This window comes from Nesiotobacter zosterae (assembly GCF_033843645.1).
Classification (GTDB): Bacteria; Pseudomonadota; Alphaproteobacteria; order Rhizobiales; family Stappiaceae; genus Pseudovibrio; species Pseudovibrio zosterae.
This window is the reverse complement of record NZ_JAWXVZ010000011.1, coordinates 37,576-54,826: the sequence shown is the minus strand read 5'-3', so window position 1 is coordinate 54,826 and position 17,251 is coordinate 37,576. Positions and strand designations below refer to the sequence as shown.

The following is a 17,251-nucleotide window of genomic DNA, read 5'->3' as shown; positions in this document are numbered from 1 at the left end:
CCGTGGCGCGACTGGGCATGATCGCGCTCATGTCAAATCAATCCTCTGCACCTGCGCTCACCGAGAACGATCACCTCATTCTGGTTGATGGTTCCACATTCATTTTCCGTGCGTATCACGCGCTCCCGCCCTTGACCCGGAAGCCAGATGGCCTGCCGGTCGGTGCCGTGTCTGGCTTTTGCAACATGCTCTGGAAAATGATCCAGGAAGGGCCCACCAAGGAAAAGGGTGATGAGCCGACGCACTTTGCGGTGATTTTTGACAAGTCCGGAACCACGTTCCGCAATGACATCTACCCAGAATATAAGGCTCATCGCCCCGATGCGCCGGAAGACCTCATTCCTCAGTTCGGTTTGATCCGCGAGGCAACACGCGCATTTGGCGTGCCGGCAATTGAGCAACAGGGCTATGAGGCAGACGATCTGATTGCCACTTATGCCCGTCAGGCCGCCGCTACTGGCGCCCGCGTCACCATCGTCTCGGGCGATAAGGATCTTATGCAGCTGGTGACGGACCGCATCGGCATGGTCGATACCATGAAAAACAAGGTGATCGGCTCAGAGGAAGTTTTTGAAAAGTTCGGTGTTGGGCCCGACAAGGTTGTTGAGGTGCAGTCTCTGGCAGGAGACAGCGTGGACAACGTACCGGGTGTTCCCGGGATTGGTCTCAAGACAGCGGCCCTTCTGATCAACGAGTTTGGAGATCTTGAAACGCTGCTGTTACAGGCGGAGACCATCAAGCAAAAGAAGCGCCGTGAAAACCTGATCGAGTTTGCCGAGCAGGCCCGCATTTCCAAGCAGTTGGTTCAGCTGAAGGAAGATGTGCCGGTTGAGGTGCCGATGGAAGACCTTTCCATCACACAGGTGAATGGGCCGACCGCCTTGGGTTTCCTGAAGGCCATGGGCTTTACGACACTGACCCGCAAGGTGGCGGAAATCACCAGTACAGATGCAGAGGCAGTTGAACCGGCCGATGTACCGGTTGTGGGCTGGACTCCAGAAAAACCGGCGGAGGAAAAGCCTGAGAACAACAGCGGTACAGAAGGCGGAAACACGGGGAATGGTCTGTGGACACCTGGCGCATTGGTGGAAGCAAAAAAGGCCGAAATAAGCTCCATATCCATTGATAGTTCCGCATACGAAACAGTATCCGATATCGCGCGCTTGAAGGAATGGATCGCAGAGATCTATGAAATTGGCCATGTAGCAGTTGATACGGAAACCAGCGATCTCAACGCCATGCAGGCAGATTTGGTGGGCGTGTCCCTTGCGGCTGTCCCCGGCAAGGCCTGCTACATCCCACTTGGCCATGTTGACGGCGATGGCGATCTTCTGGGCGGAGGCGGCCTCGTCCCCGGGCAGATCAAGTTGAGTGACGCGTTGGAAGTGCTCAAGCCGATGCTTGAGGATCGCTCGATCCTGAAAATCGCGCAGAACATGAAGTATGACTGGCTGGTGTTGAGCCGCTACGGCATCGAAATGACGCCGTTCGACGACACCATGCTGCTCTCCTACGTGCTTGATGCCGGTGTGGGCGGCAATGGCATGGATGAGCTTGCCCAGCGTTGGCTTGATCACACGCCCATCCCCTTCAAGGAAGTCTGTGGCTCTGGTCGCAACATGATCACCTTCGACAAGGTGCCGCTGAACAAGGCGACCGCCTATGCTGCCGAAGATGCGGACGTGACTTTACGCCTTTGGCACATCTTGAAGCCTCGCCTTGCCGCAGAAGGGATGGCACATGTCTACGAGCGCCTCGAGCGCCCAATGGTGGAAACGCTTGCAAAGATGGAGCACCGCGGTGTTTCCATCGACCGGCAGATGCTTTCCCGCCTCTCGGGAGACTTTGCGCAGAGCGCAGCAAGCGTAGAAGCCGAAATCTTTGAGATGGCCGGTGAGAGTTTCAACATCGGCAGCCCCAAGCAGCTGGGAGAAATCCTGTTTGGCAAGATGGGTCTGCCGGGTGGCAAGAAGACCAAGACCGGCGCTTGGTCTACCTCCGCATCTGTGTTGGAGGATCTGGCGGCGCAAGGTGAGCCGCTGCCCTCCAAGATCGTGGAGTGGCGGCAGCTGTCCAAGCTCAAGTCTACCTACACGGATGCTCTGCCCAACTACATCAACCCGGAAACGGGGCGTGTGCATACTTCGTTCTCGCTGGCGTCCACAACGACGGGCCGTCTGTCCTCCTCCGAGCCGAACATTCAAAACATTCCAATCCGCACGGAAGCAGGCCGAAAGATCCGCAAGGCATTCGTGGCAGCCAAGGGCAAGAAGCTCATCTCAGCTGACTACAGTCAGATCGAGTTGCGTGTTTTAGCTCACATGGCTGACATTCCGCAGCTTAAAAAGGCCTTTGCGGAAGATCTGGACATTCACGCCATGACGGCCTCAGAGATGTTCGGTGTGCCAATTGAAGGCATGGACCCAATGATCCGCCGTCAGGCCAAGGCCATCAATTTCGGCATCATCTACGGCATTTCCGCCTTCGGTCTGGCCAATCAGCTGGGCATTTCGCGAGGTGAGGCAGGCGATTACATCAAGACCTACTTCCAGCGCTTCCCAGGCATTCAGGAGTACATGGAAGAGACGAAAAAGTTCGTCCATGCCAACGGCTATGTTGAAACCATTTTCGGCCGCCGGGCGCACTATCCGGATGTCAACACGAAGAACCCGAACATGCGCCAGTTCTATGAGCGCGCTGCAATCAATGCCCCAATTCAGGGCTCAGCGGCGGACATCATCCGTCGTGCCATGGTGCGGATGGATGACGTGTTGCAGAATTCGAGCTTGGAAGCGCAGATGCTGCTTCAGGTGCATGATGAACTCATCTTTGAGCTGCCTGAAGATCAGGTCGAGGAAACCAAGAATATTGTCATCGGCACCATGGAGCAAGCTGCAGAGCCAGCACTAACGCTTTCTGTGCCGCTCAAGGTGGAAGCTGAAGCTGCCGACAATTGGGATGAGGCGCACTAAACGCCTCGTTTCGTTAGTCTTTGGTGTTAATCGAGTGGGCGTATCGGGCCCACTCCTCCCCATGGTCCCAAACCCCTTCAACTGCTTCCAAACTCCCGACACCCTGCGCAATCCCCTTTACCGACGCGAACACCACATTGTCCGCAAATGGCTCGCGATGCTTGAAGCCATCACGATTTGAAACATCGGATTGCGCTGAGCGCGTTGGGATCCTGGTGAACGCAACACATCGCGCATGAGGGAGGACCGCCCCCTCTTTGCTCCAAGGGCTGAGCTTCCGCTCGGAGGCAAGGTGAGGGCCCAAATCGGCGATGGAGTTTGCAGCGAACCGGCGCAGGAGGCCAAAAAGCGACGGAAGTTGCGGCAAGGGGAAACAGAATATTCTAGTTTTTACAACGCTTTAAATCATGCAAGCGATATGCCGAGAAGACTACCCCTAAATATTACTTGACTAAAATACTCATATTTATAAAACGTAGGCACGTTCACCGACAGGGGTATGTCGGTCGCTAGCCAAATTCTGACCAGCCAGCTTTCTCCATAGTCAAAATTTATGCCGGGGCAGCCATGTTTAATGGAACCGTTTCCCGTGCCGCCTTGCTGGCCGGCACGACCCTTTCGCTCGCCCTGCCGTTGGCAGGGGCACAAGCACAAGAAGCAACAACCGTACTGGACGAGATCGTCGTATCGGCGGGTGAAGAAAAGATCGCCATTGATACACCGCAGGCGGTGACTGTTGTCACGCAGGAGCAGATCGAGGCGTCGCAGGCGGCCACGCTGGGAGAGATTTTGGACGCCATACCGGGCGTTACCACCATCAACGCTGACAATCCGCTAGGCCAATCCTTGAACATGCGCGGTATTGGCGGCGCGTTGTCTTCCGATGAAAATCGCATGATCATGCAAGTGGATGGAGTACGTTCGTTCTTTGAAGCTTACCGCTCGGGTTCTTTCTTTTTCGAGCCGGAAATGTTCAAGCAGGTGGAAGTCCTGCGTGGGCCAGCTTCCTCCACGCTTTACGGATCGGGCGCTTTGGCCGGGACGGTCAGTGCCCGCACAAAGGATGCCTCAGACTTTCTTGAGGGGGATGACACCGTTGCGGTGCGTGCCAAAACCACCTGGGACTCCAATGGCAATGGCTCTCGCAACTCCATAATCGCGGCAATGAAGCCTGTCGAAGATATTGAGTTTGTGGCGAATTTTAACTACGGCCGCTATGGCAACTACGATGCAGCCAAAGGCGAAGAGCTGGGCAACTCTCTGTTCACGGACCTGTCTGGCCTTGCAAAGTTGAAATACACTTTCGGGACGGATCGGGATCAGTCTCTGACAGCGAGTTACTTCAACATCAACAAATCAGGCAACGGCCTCTATGACCAAATCACCTATGAGCCAATGTTTGGCTATGCCGATCAAGAGATAAGCGAGCAGCAAGGGCGCCTCACCTATGAGAACGCATTTGCCGGCAATGACCTACTCGATTTGACAGCGCAGCTTGCCTACAGCGAGACCAAGCGTGAGCTGGACGACATCACCTACCGAAACCCTTGGGACGGCCAGCCAGCGTTTGGGCTTGAAGCGGAATACGTCTACAAGACTTGGCAGGGCAAGCTGCAGAACACATCGCAAATAGAGTTCTCAGATTCCGCTCTGGCCTTTTTGACGTTTGGTGTTCAAGGCCACTATCGTGAGCGCCTGAACCCTCGCCTGAACCCGGACGGGTCAACGTCACATGGGGCATCTTCTCATCCCGAAGGGGAATCCCGCATGATTGGTGCCTACGGTCAGGCTGAAGTGATCCTGTTTGATCGCCTTACCCTTATCCCTGGTCTGCGTGTGGATTATTCCCGCTTGTCTCCGGGCGAAGGTGTGAGCCTCCGCGATGATGTGAGCGACACGGCGTTTTCTCCAAAACTGGCGGCCATCTATGAACTTACCCCTTGGCTGAACGTTTTTGGCTCCGTTTCTCATACTGAACGCATGCCGGTCATTGATGAAGCGTTCACAGGTGGTGGCTTCACGGACCTCGGCAAGGAGAAGTCCAACAACTTTGAAGCCGGTTTTGGCTTCAAGTTCGACAACGTTCTTCAGGATGATGATGGCGTGCGCCTGAAGGTCACTGGCTTCCACAACGATGTTGAGAACTATCTCTACACCACGTTTGACCACATGGCGGGTGGTGCCATTACCACTGCAATTGAGGATGTACGCCTCCAAGGTGTTGAGGTCGAGGCCGGATATGCATCGCCCACGTGGTATGGCTCGTTTGGGGCGGCGTTGACCCGCGGAGACAACCTCTCTGACGACACCTATCTGGAATCTGTGGCAGCAGACAACGCCTTCATCTCCGTGGGATATCGCTTTGAGGACTACAATCTGGATGTGTCCTGGCGGTCCAACTTTTATGCGCGGCAGGACCGGGTCAACAGTGCAGACAGCGAAACGGGAGGCTACGCTCTCCACGGCGCCAGTCTGAGCTGGCTCCCCGAGGAGGGTTGGATGGCCGGCGCCGAAGTGCGGGCAAGCGTCACGAACATCTTCGACAAAGCCTACACGCCCCACCTGAGCGGGACTGAGGGTAAGGGCCGAAGCTTCAAACTGTCGGTCGCAAAAACCTTCTAGACTAAAAACGGCGGCCATGTGCCGCCGTTCTCATTCCTTGCGTCGTTTCTCAGAGATCCAACTCCAGCATTTCAGCCCAGCTCTTTGGAGCATCGCCGTTCAGCGGGTTGGCTGGATTGTGCTTGTAGGTGATGGTTTCAAACCGCATGACTGCCGTGTCCGCCAAAAGCAATCTGCCTACAAGGCCTTCTCCGAAGCCCACGATTTCCTTTATGGCTTCCAGTGCCTGAAGCGAGCCGATAACGCCCGTCAGCGCGCCCAGCACCCCAGCTTCTTCGCAGGTAGGAATGCTGCCTGCAGCTGGGCGTTTGGGAAAGAGACAGCGATAGGTCGGGTTTGGGGCGCCCTCTGCATCCGTCTCGTAAGGCTTGAGCAGCGTCACCGAACCATCAAACTGGCCGACTGCACCCGTAACCAGTGGCTTCTTGGCAAAGTAGCAGGCGTCGCTTGCCAGATAGCGGGTTTCAAAGTTATCGGAGCCATCAACCACCAGATCATAACTGCTCACCAGAGCCATCGCGTTCTGACCGCTGAACCGGGTTGGGTGCGGGCGCACCTGAACATAGGGGTTAAGGCGGGCAATGGTTTCTGCCGCGCTTGCCACCTTGGGCTCGCCCAGCTGATCAGTATCATGAATGATCTGCCGCTGAAGATTGGACAATGACACCACATCATCGTCCAATATACCAAGCGTCCCGACACCCGCGGCGGCAAGGTATTGCAGGACCGGAGCGCCCAACCCTCCTGCGCCAATCACAAGCACCTTGGCGTCCTTGAGCTTTTGCTGGCCGGGGCCCCCGACGCCTTTGAGGACGATGTGACGGGCGTATCGTTCGAGTTCTGCGGGAGAAAGCACTCTAAATCTCTTTTGTTTCGGATGCGTTATGGAAGCAGGCGGCTTACGAGACGTGCCGTGTAATCCACCATTGGGATGACACGCGCATAGTTGAGCCGCGTCGGACCGATGACCCCCAGAACACCAAGGATGCGCTGTTCACTGTCCCGGTACGGAGAGACAATGAGCGAAGAGCCCGAGAGTGAGAACAGCTTGGTCTCCGAGCCGATGAAGATGCGTACGCCCTCTCCGCCTTCGGCAAGCTCAAGCAAGCGGATCAGCTCGCTCTTGTTCTCAAGGTCATCAAAGAGCAGACGGATGCGGTCAAGATCCTCGGCATGGCCCACGTCCTGCAAAAGATTGGATCGACCCCGTACAATGAGCGTATCCGCATCGCCCTCTTTTCCGCCCCACACAGCGATGCCAGCGGCAACAACCTTTTCTGTAAGACGGTCAAGTTCGGCCTTGTTTTCGCTTTTCTGGCGCTCAAGCTCGTTCTGAACCTCCGCAATTGTGCGGTTGCGGATAACTGAGTTGAGGTAGTTGGAGGCTTCTATGAGCGCGGAGGGCGGCAGACCTGCCGGAAGCGATATGATGCGGTTCTCAACGGAGCCATCATCACTCACCAACACGACAAGTGCCTTGGTTGGTTCGATCTGCACGAACTCCACATGGCGAAGCGGCACATCGGTCTTGTGGGCCAGGACAACGCCAGCGCCGCGACTGAGACCAGAGAGCATCTGACTGGCTTCGGTGAGGAGTTGAGCAGAACTCTTCTCTGAGCCGGAAGCTTTCACCTGAATATCAATCTGCTCGCGTTCTTCGCGTGTCAGGTCCCCCACTTCCAGAAGACCATCCACAAACAGGCGCAGTCCGGTCTCGGTGGGTAAGCGACCAGCACTGGTGTGAGGGGAGTAAAGCAGCCCCATGTGCTCCAGATCGGACATCACATTGCGCACCGAGGCAGGGGACAAGGGCTTGCTGAGACCGCGCGCCAGATTGCGCGAGCCTGAGGCTTCGCCCGTGCCTAGATAGTTTTCGACGATGCGGCGAAAAATTTCGCGTGATCTCTCGTCAAGATCTTCAAGAGGAACGGATGGTGGTCCACTGGTCACTAGTCTGCTCACTCCGGATCAATAGGGCTCGAAAACCAAATATAAGTGGGGATTGCTCTTTATTCTATATCCTCGCTCTCCCGGTTCGCGAAACCCATTTCGACAATTCCAGTCATAATTTTGAACGCAGCCTTTGCGCTCAAAGACATTGGGGGTTAAAACCACCGCGAGCTATAGGCAAGCCATGCCGTATGCCCCGACAAATCAATGGAGTTGGCAGTGATCCGTCCATCCAAACGCGCACCCGAAGAAATGCGCCCAGTTACCCTTGAACGTGGTGTGTCCAAACACGCAGAAGGCTCTTGCCTCGTCAAGTTTGGCGATACGCACGTCCTTTGTACCGCAAGCCTTGAAGAGCGTGTTCCGCCATGGCTGCGCGGCCAGAACCAGGGCTGGGTCACCGCTGAATATGGCATGCTTCCAAGAGCCACCCATGACCGCATGCGCCGTGAAGCTTCGGCAGGCAAACAGTCTGGCCGTACCCAAGAAATTCAGCGTCTTATTGGTCGCTCCCTGCGTGCTGTGGTGGACCTGAAGGCCCTTGGCGAGCGTCAGATCTCTGTTGACTGTGATGTCATTCAGGCCGATGGCGGTACACGTACGGCTTCCATCACCGGCGCATGGGTTGCTCTCCACGACTGTCTGCAGTGGATGAAAGCACGCGACATGGTGAAGGATGATGTGCTGGTTGATCACATCGCCGCCATTTCCTGCGGGATTTATGAAGGAACGCCTGTGGCCGACCTTGACTATGCTGAGGACTCCTCAGCTGAAACCGACGCCAATTTCGTGATGACCGGCAAGGGCGGCATTGTTGAAATTCAAGGCACCGCTGAAGGAAAGCCATTCAGCGAAGAAGAGTTTGGCCAGCTGATGGGGCTTGCAAAGAACAGCATCTCCAAACTGGTGGAACTGCAGAAGCTCTCCATCCTCTAAGGAAGAACAAGAATGGAAAATCGTCGTCTTGAACCGGGCCGTCTGGTCGTTGCCAGCCACAACAAGGGCAAGCTGAAGGAGATAAACCAACTCCTGGAACCTTTTGGCTTTGAGGTGGTCTCTGCAGGAGATCTGGATCTGCCGGAGCCCGTTGAAGACGGCGATACGTTTGAAGCCAACGCCGCGATCAAGGCGCTGGCTTCTGCCAAGGTGTCTGGCTACCCCGCACTGGCCGATGACAGCGGGTTTTGCGTGGAAGCGCTTGACAATGACCCCGGCGTTTACTCCGCGCGCTGGGCTGGCCCGGGAAAAGACTTCTCCGTGGCCATGCAAAAGGTTGAAGACAAGCTGCAAGAGCTGGGCGCGGAAAACCGCAATGCCTATTTTGTGGCAGTGTTGTGCGTTGCCTGGCCTGACGGGCACACCCAGTTCTATCGCGGGGAAGTGCATGGTAAAGCCATATGGCCGCCGCGCGGACTTGAAGGCTTTGGCTACGATCCCATGTTTGTGCCGGACGGTTTTGAGAAAACCTTTGGCGAGATGGATCAAGCCTCCAAACAGCGAAACCCGGATGGATCAGCCCTGTCTCACCGAGCGCGTGCCTTTGATCTGTTCAAGGCTGAGTGCCTTTAAAGGGCTAGAGAGCAGTTTGAAATGATGGAAAGACCGGTTGGCGGGTTTGGTGTCTATGTGCACTGGCCTTTTTGCCTTGCCAAATGCCCCTATTGCGATTTCAACTCGCATGTACGCCATAAGCCGGTCGACCAGCAGGACTATGTGAACGCCATGCTGCGCGAGCTGGACTACAATGCCCAGTTCGTTGCCTCTCAACCTGTCGACTCCGTGTTCTTCGGCGGCGGCACCCCATCGCTGATGGAGCCGCGCACCGTTGAAGCCATTCTGGAAGGCATCAATCGCTACTGGCCAATCGGTGAGAACGCCGAAATCTCAATGGAAGCTAACCCGACGAGTGTAGAGGCCACCCGATTTGCTGGCTACCGCGCTGCGGGCGTCAATCGCCTCTCCGTCGGCATTCAAGCACTGAATGACAAGGATCTGAAGATTCTGGGTCGCCAGCACAGTGTAGACGAGGCAGTGAAAGCCGTTGAGATTGCGCGCACCACGTTCGAACGAATTTCCTTCGATCTTATCTATGCCCGCCCCGACCAGACCCTTGAAGGGTGGGAGCAAGAGCTGAACCGGGCCATTGATCTGGCAGCCGATCATCTTTCCATGTATCAGCTTACAATCGAGGAAGGCACCATGTTCCACCGGCTCTATGCGGCCGGAAAACTGGAAATGCTTGATCCCGACTACGCCGCGGACATGTTTGACCTGACACAGGAAGTTACCGCAAGCCGTGGCTTGCCAGCCTATGAAGTGTCAAACCACGCTGTACCGGGCTCTGAGTGTCAACACAATCTGGTTTACTGGCGTTATGGCGACTACATCGGCGTAGGACCGGGCGCTCATGGACGCTTGAGCCTTGCAAATGGCCAGCGAATGGCCACGCTCACCGAAAACCACCCGGAAACGTGGCTCGGCCTCGTTGAGAGCAAGGGGACCGGGATCATTGAGACTGGGGATCTGACTTGCGAAGAGCAGAGCGACGAACTTCTGCTCATGGGATTGCGCCTTCGAGAGGGCATTGATGTGGCGCGCTATGAGGCATTGGCCGAGCGCAGTTTCAATGCCGCCCGCCTCACCGTCTTGCAGGAAGAAGGCCTGGTGGAATGGATTGGCAATAGCCGTCTGCGTGCCACCCCTCGGGGCGTTGGTGTTTTAAACGCGGTCATTACGGAACTTGTCTCATAACGAAATTGTTATTGTCCCATATCCGGCATTTTTGAGTAGAAAAATAAGAACTATGCAAATTTTGGGTGTAGTTTCCTTCAGTAAATTTTGCGCTGCATCATAAAAATATCTTGTGATATACAGCGTATTGCGTGAATAACCCCTTGAACTTACGCGAGCGTCAACTTTAGTCTCTCTGTAGACATGCGTATATATTGCACTCACTACGAAAGCTGCCGTAGTCTGTTGCAATGCAATATACGTTGGCCCTTTCTTTGCGTTGGGGGAGTACAACAAAAAGAATGGCCGACCGGAGGAATATTGGTGATGTTCTACCAACTCTATGAGCTTAATCATGCGATGATGTCCCCCGTTCGGGCGGCGGCGGACGCAACGAAAATTTATTTTCAAAATCCGCTTAATCCATTTACCCATACTCAAATGGGCCGAACGGTTGCCGCCTCTTGCGAACTGCTGGAGCGCGTGACACGGCGTTACGGTAAGCCTGAGTTCGGTCTGGACACCACTCTGGTCTCTGGGCAACGCGTCGATGTTCTTGAAGAAGTTGTTCTACGCAAGACCTTCTGTGATCTGCTTCACTTCAAACGAGATTTGCCAAAAGGGCGCGAGGAAGACCCGAAGCTATTGATTGTAGCTCCGATGTCCGGCCACTTTGCCACATTGTTGCGTGGGACCGTTGAGGCATTGCTGCCCGATCTTGATGTCTACATCACGGATTGGGAGGATGCGCGTCAGGTTCCGGTGGCCGAAGGCAAGTTCGATCTCGACGACTATATCGATTATATCATTGAGATGCTTGAGTTCCTCGGCCCAGACACTCATGTTCTGGCCGTCTGTCAGCCTTCTGTTCCGGTCTATGCAGCGGTTGCGCGCATGGAAGAACAAAACAATCCATGTGCACCCTCCACAATGACGCTTATGGGTGGACCTATCGACACCCGCGTTGCGCCGACAGCAGTAAACGACTTGGCCATCAAGAAGGGCATCAAGTGGTTCAAGCGCAATGTGATCATGGATGTGCCATTTCCGCATAAAGGCTTTATGCGACAGGTTTATCCCGGTTTCTTGCAGCTCTCCGGCTTCATGGGCATGAATCTGGACCGCCACATGGTGGCGCACAGAGACTTCTTTCAGCATCTGGTAGAAGGGGATGGCGACAGCGCTGAAAAGCACCGCGAGTTCTACGACGAGTATCTTGCCGTTATGGACATGACCGCGGAATTCTACCTTCAAACGGTAGAAAAGGTCTTTATCGAGCATGCACTACCGAAAGGTGAGTTGACCCATCACGGCCATCTCGTTGATCCAAGTCACATCACCCGCACAGCCATTTTCACCGTTGAAGGTGAAAAAGATGACATCTCTGGCGTGGGTCAGACCCATGCTGCACACACATTGGCAACAAAACTGGGTGACGAGAAGCGCGCGCACTATGTGCAGCCCAATGTGGGTCACTACGGCGTGTTTAACGGTTCTCGCTATCGGTCCGAGATTGCACCGCGCATTGTTGACTTCATCAAATCACATCCGAAGCTGGGCTGTATTCCAGTGCAGGTGGAGCGAGAGCGCCAAAGGCAATTGGCGGGTGCTGCACCATCCGCGAAGGGCTCTGGTGAGGAAGCGCAAACCGCATCGGACATCAAGGACAGCATCATCCTTGAGCAAACCGAAGGGGTTGTCGATGATCTCAAGCAGATCACCGGCGTCGGGCCGAAACTGGAAAACGAGCTGAACCAGGCAGGCATTTTCCATCTGTGGCAAGTTGCTGCGCTCACACCCGAGCAAGCTCAGTCGCTCGATGAAAAGCTTGATGGCCGCATCCTGCGAGAAGGTTGGGTGGAACAGGCGAAAAAGCTCACCGAAGAAGGCTAGCGCTAGATTTTTAGCGCCCTTAAACCATTATTTTCATGTAGCCTTTTGTTTTCGTGAGCCGCTTTGCGGCTCACGCCAAGGTGAAGTCACTTGAAATTCCGTTATCGACAGCCCACTTCATGTATGTGGTCTTGCTTAGGAGGAATTTTATGACCCACCAAGGAGTAATTCGTCCAGCTTGGACTCCGGCAACCATAGCTTTAATGGTGCTAGGATTTATCGTTTTCTGGCCTCTTGGCTTGGCAATGCTTGCCTACATCTTGTGGGGAGACAAATTTCCCGAGTTCAAGAAGCAGGCGGAAACGGCATGGAAAGCCAATCCCATCAAAGACGCGGTGAATACGATGTCAGGCTATGCTCCAACGGGAAATGTTGCTTTTGATGACTACCGTGAAGCTGAGCTGAAGCGGTTGGAAGAAGAGCGCCGCAAGCTGGATGCAATGCGCGAGGACTTCGACAACTACATGAAGGAACTCCGCCGCGCACGTGACAAGGAAGAGTTTGATCGATTTATGGCCGCACGCGGCGGTCGCCCTGCTGGTGATGCAACTACGGCATCATAACCGCTGTTGATCAGATTCTTGGTAGAGGGGCGCGATATGTGCCCCTTTCGCTGTTAATGGGCATATTCCAATTTGGGGTGGCAATGATGATTGCTTTTGCCGGTTCTCGCGCCTAAATTTTGGCGGTGCTGCTAACTCAGGTGTCGTGGACACCTTCGAGAAAGACTGGAATACTGCCATTTTTCGAGACCGCAAAGCCCTTCCGGAAGCCATAACGGTGGCATTGTCTGATCGGGAAATCTCGGTCAAGCTGCGCCGCAACCCAAGGGCGCGGAAGTACATCTTACGCCTACCCATGGAAGACGATGCTCCGGTGTTGACGGTGCCTCATGGCGGGACACTTTCAACTGCGCAAAGATTTGCAGAAAAGCAGGCCTTGTGGATCGAGGAGCGCCTCTCAAAGCGCGCCCCGAAGGCTGAGTTGGTCGAGGGCGTCCCGGTGCCGTTGCGTGGCAAAAGCTACACACTGAAGAGTTCTGGTAAACTTCGCGGCCTTGTCGAGGCCGTGGAAACGGAAGAAGGGGCGGTCTTGATCGTTCCCGGTGAGCCACAGGCCTTGGGCCGCAAGCTGATTAAGTTCTACAAGGAAGAAGCCCGCAAGGATCTGGAGGCCGCTGTTGCGCGGTATACGGCCCGGATTGGCCGCCAAGCGACTGCGATCTCGGTGCGCGATACCAAATCGCGCTGGGGGTCCTGTGCTTCGAACGGAAGACTTTCCTTTTCTTGGCGGCTCATTCTGGCCCCGCCCGACATTCTGGAGTACGTGGCGGCACACGAGGTTGCTCACCTCATGCATATGGACCATTCAGATGCATTCTGGAAGCTCTGCTATGAACTGGCACCACACACCCGAACGGCGCAAAACTGGCTGAAGGCCCATGGGGCCCAGTTGCATCTGATTAACTAGACCTATCCGCCTCCAAAGATCCGGCCCAGCAGATTCAACGGACCGCCAGTACGGGCGGGCTGCTGAGATGGCTGAATGCTACCCACATGGCTTGGCGGAGGTAAAGCACCCTCATTTGGACGGGCGATGGGTGAAGGTGAGTCAAAGTACAGCGGCACGCCTGGAAGCGCTGCTACTGGCACGCCCCTGTGTGAAGCTTGCATGGTTTCATGCCAGATCTCTGCTGGCAGACCGCCGCCGGTAACCTTGTTCGTGGGCGAGTTATCGTCATTTCCGACCCAAACAGCCGTTGTAAGTGAAGCGGTGTAGCCAATGAACCAGGCGTCACGAGAGCCTTGCGTTGTGCCGGTTTTGCCTCCGGAGGGGCGACTATCGAGGGCCGCCTTCCGGCCTGTACCAACCCGCATGGTGTTGGCCATCATCAGGTTCATTTGACCCACTTTTTCGGCGCTGATGACGCGGCCAGTCCCATCTCCACGTCTTGTGTAGAGCGTCCGGCCATCCTCGGTGCTTATTTTGCGCACCACATGCGGCACAATGCCAAATCCGCCATTGGAAAACGGCACATAGGCACCTGCGATTTCCAGAGGCGTTACTTCGGAGGTGCCAAGGGCCAGAGAGGGGTTGCTGGTGAGCGGTGATGAGATGCCAAGGCGGCGAGCCGTGCTGATGACCCTTTTGGGGCCGGTTTCGTTCGCCAATTGCACGGCAACCGAGTTCATGGACTTGGCGAGTGCCAAGGTCAGCGTGACGTCTCCATAATAGCGATTGTTGTAGTTCTTGGGGGACCAGCCACGGTAGGTGATCGGTCTGTCGTTGCGCACAGTGTTCGGCGTGTAGCCGTTCTCCAATGCCGTGAGGAACACGAAAGGCTTGAAGGCCGAGCCCGGCTGGCGCTTGGCGTAGGCTGCGCGGTTGTACTGGCTGCGGCTGTAGTCGCCGCCACCCACCATGGCGCGAATGGCGCCATTGCGGTTTAAGGTGACCACTGCCCCTTGACGGGCACCATGATCCTTCTCGAAATTGTAAAGGGCATTCCGCAGCGCGTCTTCGGCAGCGCGCTGCATATCCATATCCACCGTGGTCTCGACGATGATATCTTGATCAATCTTGCCAATGAAGCTTGGCAGCACGTCCATTACATAGTCGGCGACATAGTTTTCGCTGCCCCGGTTGAAGTCGTGCGCTACCGCAAAGCCGTCCATCAAGGCATTCTTGGCCTGCGTTTCTGTAATGAAGCCAGCATCCAGCATGGCGGCAATTACCACTTGCGAGCGATCTTCCGCTGCTTGCGGGTTGCGGCTCGGCGAGAGCCGTGAAGGTGCCTTCAACAACCCTGCGAGCGTAGCTGCTTCAGAAAGGGTCACCAAACGTGCGGATTTGTCAAAATAACGCCGCGATGCAGCGTCAACGCCATATGCCCCCGCGCCAAGATAAACGCGGTTGAGGTACATTTCCAGGATCTCGTCCTTGCTGTAATTGGCTTCCAGCCACAAGGACATGACCACTTCCTGCATCTTACGTTGAATGGTCCGTTCGGGGTTCAAGAACAGGTTCTTGGCAAGCTGTTGGGTGAGCGTTGACCCGCCCTGCACGGTCGATCCACTTCGGTAGTTGGTGTATGCGGCACGCAATAGTCCGATTGGATCGATGCCGAAATGAGAATAAAACCGCCGATCTTCGATCGCGAGAACGGCTTGCGGCAGATAGGGCGGAAGTTGTTGCAGACGAATGGCTTCGCCGCCGGTGTCGCCCCGGTTGCCTATCAGGGTGCCGTTTGCTGCCACGATCTGAACGTTAGGCGGTCGCTTTGGCACAGCCCACTCTGACGCAGGCGGCAGATGTGCTGCGTAATAGGTCAGAATGCCTGCAACGACGAGCACGCCCCAGATGCCCGCCACGACGCTCCAGTAAGCAACGAACTTGGTCGCACGCCATAGAAAGCTCGGCGATTGCCGCTTTCCTCGCCCTGAGCCGCGCGTTGCAGCCTCCAGAGCCGCAAGTGTTTGTTGGCGGGCTTTGGGAGACGGCCGCGCCGAGGCTGGACGCCTTTTTGGCTTTTGGGCGACTTGTGGTGGGGCTTTGCGCGCTGGCGCGGCGGCTTTGGCTGCTGTAGGCCGCGGTCGAGGCTTTGGTTGTGGGGCAGCCTTGGCTTGCGGGGTGGGGCTTGGACGCTTTGGGGGCTGTGGTTTGCGAGGGGCACCAGCTGGGCCGGGCGCGCGTGCACGGCGCGCACTCGGTTCTCCGAGCGTTGGTTCAACCCGTCTTGGCCCTGAGCGGCGCTGCGACATGATACGCGATGACCCCTGAATTCCGTAGTTCTTGGTAAACCAACGCTAAATCAGGGGGTTTAAAGCGACGTTAAAGAAGAACTGCGGTTTTTCCTTAACCGCAGTTATCCTCAGCGCACAAATGGCAGAAATGTGCGGAAAAAATCAGCTGGCGTACCGGCTGGCGTCAGCGCCGTAATAGTTAACATAACGAGAGTTGAGTGCAGACACCGGCATGACAATAAGAACGTCCGTGGTGCCGAACTGGTGGTCGACGACAGCGCCATCACCAATGTATGCGCCAAGGCGCAGATAGCCTTTGATCAGCGGCGGCAATGCACGCAACGCAGAGCGTTGGTCAACCTTGTCCTTCGGCATGCGGTTCATGTCCACATGCAGATCTGGAAGCGCGCTCACGCGCCATTCCTCTGGTGCCTGCGCATAGTGGTGCAGGAAGGAAAGCTGCTCGGACAGGCGATCGGGATCCGTGCCTTCAATGGAGGCACAGCCGATCATCACGTCAACATTATGCATGAGCACGTAAGACCAGATGCCATGCCACAGTAGTTCAACTGTCTTCTTGTTGCGGTAGGGCTTCAAGACGCACGAGCGGCCTAGCTCCATGAAATTTGCGTGGGAATGGCGTTCCAGAAGAGGCTGAATGTCATACTCGCCAGCCGTGTAGAAACCGCCGTTCATGTCCGCAACATTCTGACGGAGCATGCGATAGGTGCCAACAATTTGTGGCTTCGGCTTGCTGAACGGCTTTGTTTTGACGAGGCTGTCATGGTCTACAACCAAAAGATGATCGCAGATGGCATCGTAGGCATCTTTGTCGCGGCGCGTCAGCATGGTCTGCGCGTCTGCGATTGCAGACATCTCTTCGTAGAAGACGTGATAGCGCAGGCGCTGGGAGTGCTTTACTTCCTTCCAGTTTTCTGCCTGACGCACCTCAAGGGAACCAACGCGGCCCAAGCTTAGCGGCGCGTTGTGCATCATACGTGCTTTGAGCGGTGTTGGCGTCCACCGGCCGGGCCCGATCCCATTGGCTTTCAATGGAGCGAACTTCCTAACAATATTCCTTGGCGAAAACAGCCCAGATCCGTTCATCTAACCCGCGTCTCCTGAGACCTGACTTGCAGATGCTGCAATTTCTAGCCGACCGTCCAGTCGACTTTGTCAAATGCAATGCACCTTGCGAGAAGGTCGTTCCCCAGTCCTTTATACTAGGATTGCCGTAAATCCCTATTCATACAGTAGCATGACATGGCCTAAAGTTACTCCCAGTTTTTCAGTCACCTTAGTTTTACCTAGCGTCAAACGGGCAGAAAGTGGCTGTCTTGC

General features: G+C 55.6%; 12 protein-coding genes. 8 read left to right on the top strand and 4 right to left on the bottom strand.

Annotation, left to right across the window (positions count from 1 at the left end; all coding sequences use genetic code 11):
* Positions 1–17: 17 nt before the first annotated feature.
* Together polA and Q3Y58_RS16030 are read left to right on the top strand one after the other, a co-directional pair.
* Positions 18–2,972 carry a DNA polymerase I gene (polA, locus tag Q3Y58_RS16035; protein ID WP_319622925.1) on the top strand — a complete coding sequence of 985 codons (2,955 nt, stop codon included), beginning with the start codon at positions 18–20 and terminating at the stop codon, positions 2,970–2,972.
* 567 nt (positions 2,973–3,539) lie between these two features.
* Positions 3,540–5,594 carry a TonB-dependent receptor domain-containing protein gene (locus Q3Y58_RS16030; RefSeq protein ID WP_319622924.1) on the top strand — a complete coding sequence of 685 codons (2,055 nt, stop codon included), beginning with the start codon at positions 3,540–3,542 and terminating at the stop codon, positions 5,592–5,594.
* A 49-nt stretch (positions 5,595–5,643) separates the two neighbouring features.
* Here the strand turns inward: Q3Y58_RS16030 and Q3Y58_RS16025 are convergent, their stop codons facing one another.
* Both Q3Y58_RS16025 and hrcA read right to left on the bottom strand, forming a co-directional pair.
* Positions 5,644–6,450, bottom strand: coding sequence for a molybdopterin-synthase adenylyltransferase MoeB (locus tag Q3Y58_RS16025; RefSeq protein ID WP_274217704.1), 807 nt, complete (start codon positions 6,448–6,450; stop codon positions 5,644–5,646).
* Positions 6,451–6,476: 26 nt separating this feature from the next.
* Positions 6,477–7,544 (bottom strand): heat-inducible transcriptional repressor HrcA, encoded by a 1,068-nt coding sequence (hrcA, locus tag Q3Y58_RS16020; protein WP_319622923.1) that lies wholly within the window; start codon positions 7,542–7,544, stop codon positions 6,477–6,479.
* Between the two features lie 222 nt (positions 7,545–7,766).
* Here hrcA and rph point away from each other — a divergent pair, with 222 nt between their 5' ends.
* The 6 genes from rph to Q3Y58_RS15990 all read left to right on the top strand — a co-directional run bounded on the left by rph (position 7,767) and on the right by Q3Y58_RS15990 (position 13,637).
* Positions 7,767–8,480: a ribonuclease PH gene (gene rph / locus Q3Y58_RS16015; protein ID WP_274218297.1), complete on the top strand. Its 714-nt coding sequence runs from the start codon at positions 7,767–7,769 to the stop codon at positions 8,478–8,480.
* A 12-nt stretch (positions 8,481–8,492) separates the two neighbouring features.
* The gene (gene rdgB, locus Q3Y58_RS16010) at positions 8,493–9,113 is read left to right on the top strand and encodes an RdgB/HAM1 family non-canonical purine NTP pyrophosphatase (protein WP_319622922.1); all 621 of its coding nucleotides are present in this window, start codon (positions 8,493–8,495) and stop codon (positions 9,111–9,113) included.
* A 21-nt stretch (positions 9,114–9,134) separates the two neighbouring features.
* On the top strand, positions 9,135–10,295 hold the full coding sequence (gene hemW / locus Q3Y58_RS16005; protein WP_319622921.1) for a radical SAM family heme chaperone HemW: 1,161 nt from the start codon (positions 9,135–9,137) through the stop codon (positions 10,293–10,295).
* Between the two features lie 306 nt (positions 10,296–10,601).
* Positions 10,602–12,167, top strand: coding sequence for a polyhydroxyalkanoate depolymerase (gene phaZ, locus Q3Y58_RS16000; protein WP_319622920.1), 1,566 nt, complete (start codon positions 10,602–10,604; stop codon positions 12,165–12,167).
* A gap of 149 nt (positions 12,168–12,316) precedes the next feature.
* Positions 12,317–12,730 (top strand): DUF2852 domain-containing protein, encoded by a 414-nt coding sequence (locus Q3Y58_RS15995; RefSeq protein ID WP_274217710.1) that lies wholly within the window; start codon positions 12,317–12,319, stop codon positions 12,728–12,730.
* A gap of 145 nt (positions 12,731–12,875) precedes the next feature.
* Positions 12,876–13,637, top strand: a complete 762-nt coding sequence (locus tag Q3Y58_RS15990; RefSeq protein ID WP_274217711.1) for a M48 family metallopeptidase — start codon at positions 12,876–12,878, stop codon at positions 13,635–13,637.
* Between the two features lie 2 nt (positions 13,638–13,639).
* On the opposite strand, the gene Q3Y58_RS15985 is transcribed toward Q3Y58_RS15990, so the two are convergent.
* Entirely contained in the window at positions 13,640–15,928 is a 2,289-nt protein-coding gene (locus Q3Y58_RS15985; protein ID WP_319622919.1) for a transglycosylase domain-containing protein, read from the bottom strand.
* 144 nt (positions 15,929–16,072) lie between these two features.
* The gene (olsB, locus tag Q3Y58_RS15980) at positions 16,073–16,906 is read right to left on the bottom strand and encodes a l-ornithine N(alpha)-acyltransferase (protein WP_274218298.1); all 834 of its coding nucleotides are present in this window, start codon (positions 16,904–16,906) and stop codon (positions 16,073–16,075) included.
* Between the last annotated feature and the right edge of the window lie 345 nt (positions 16,907–17,251).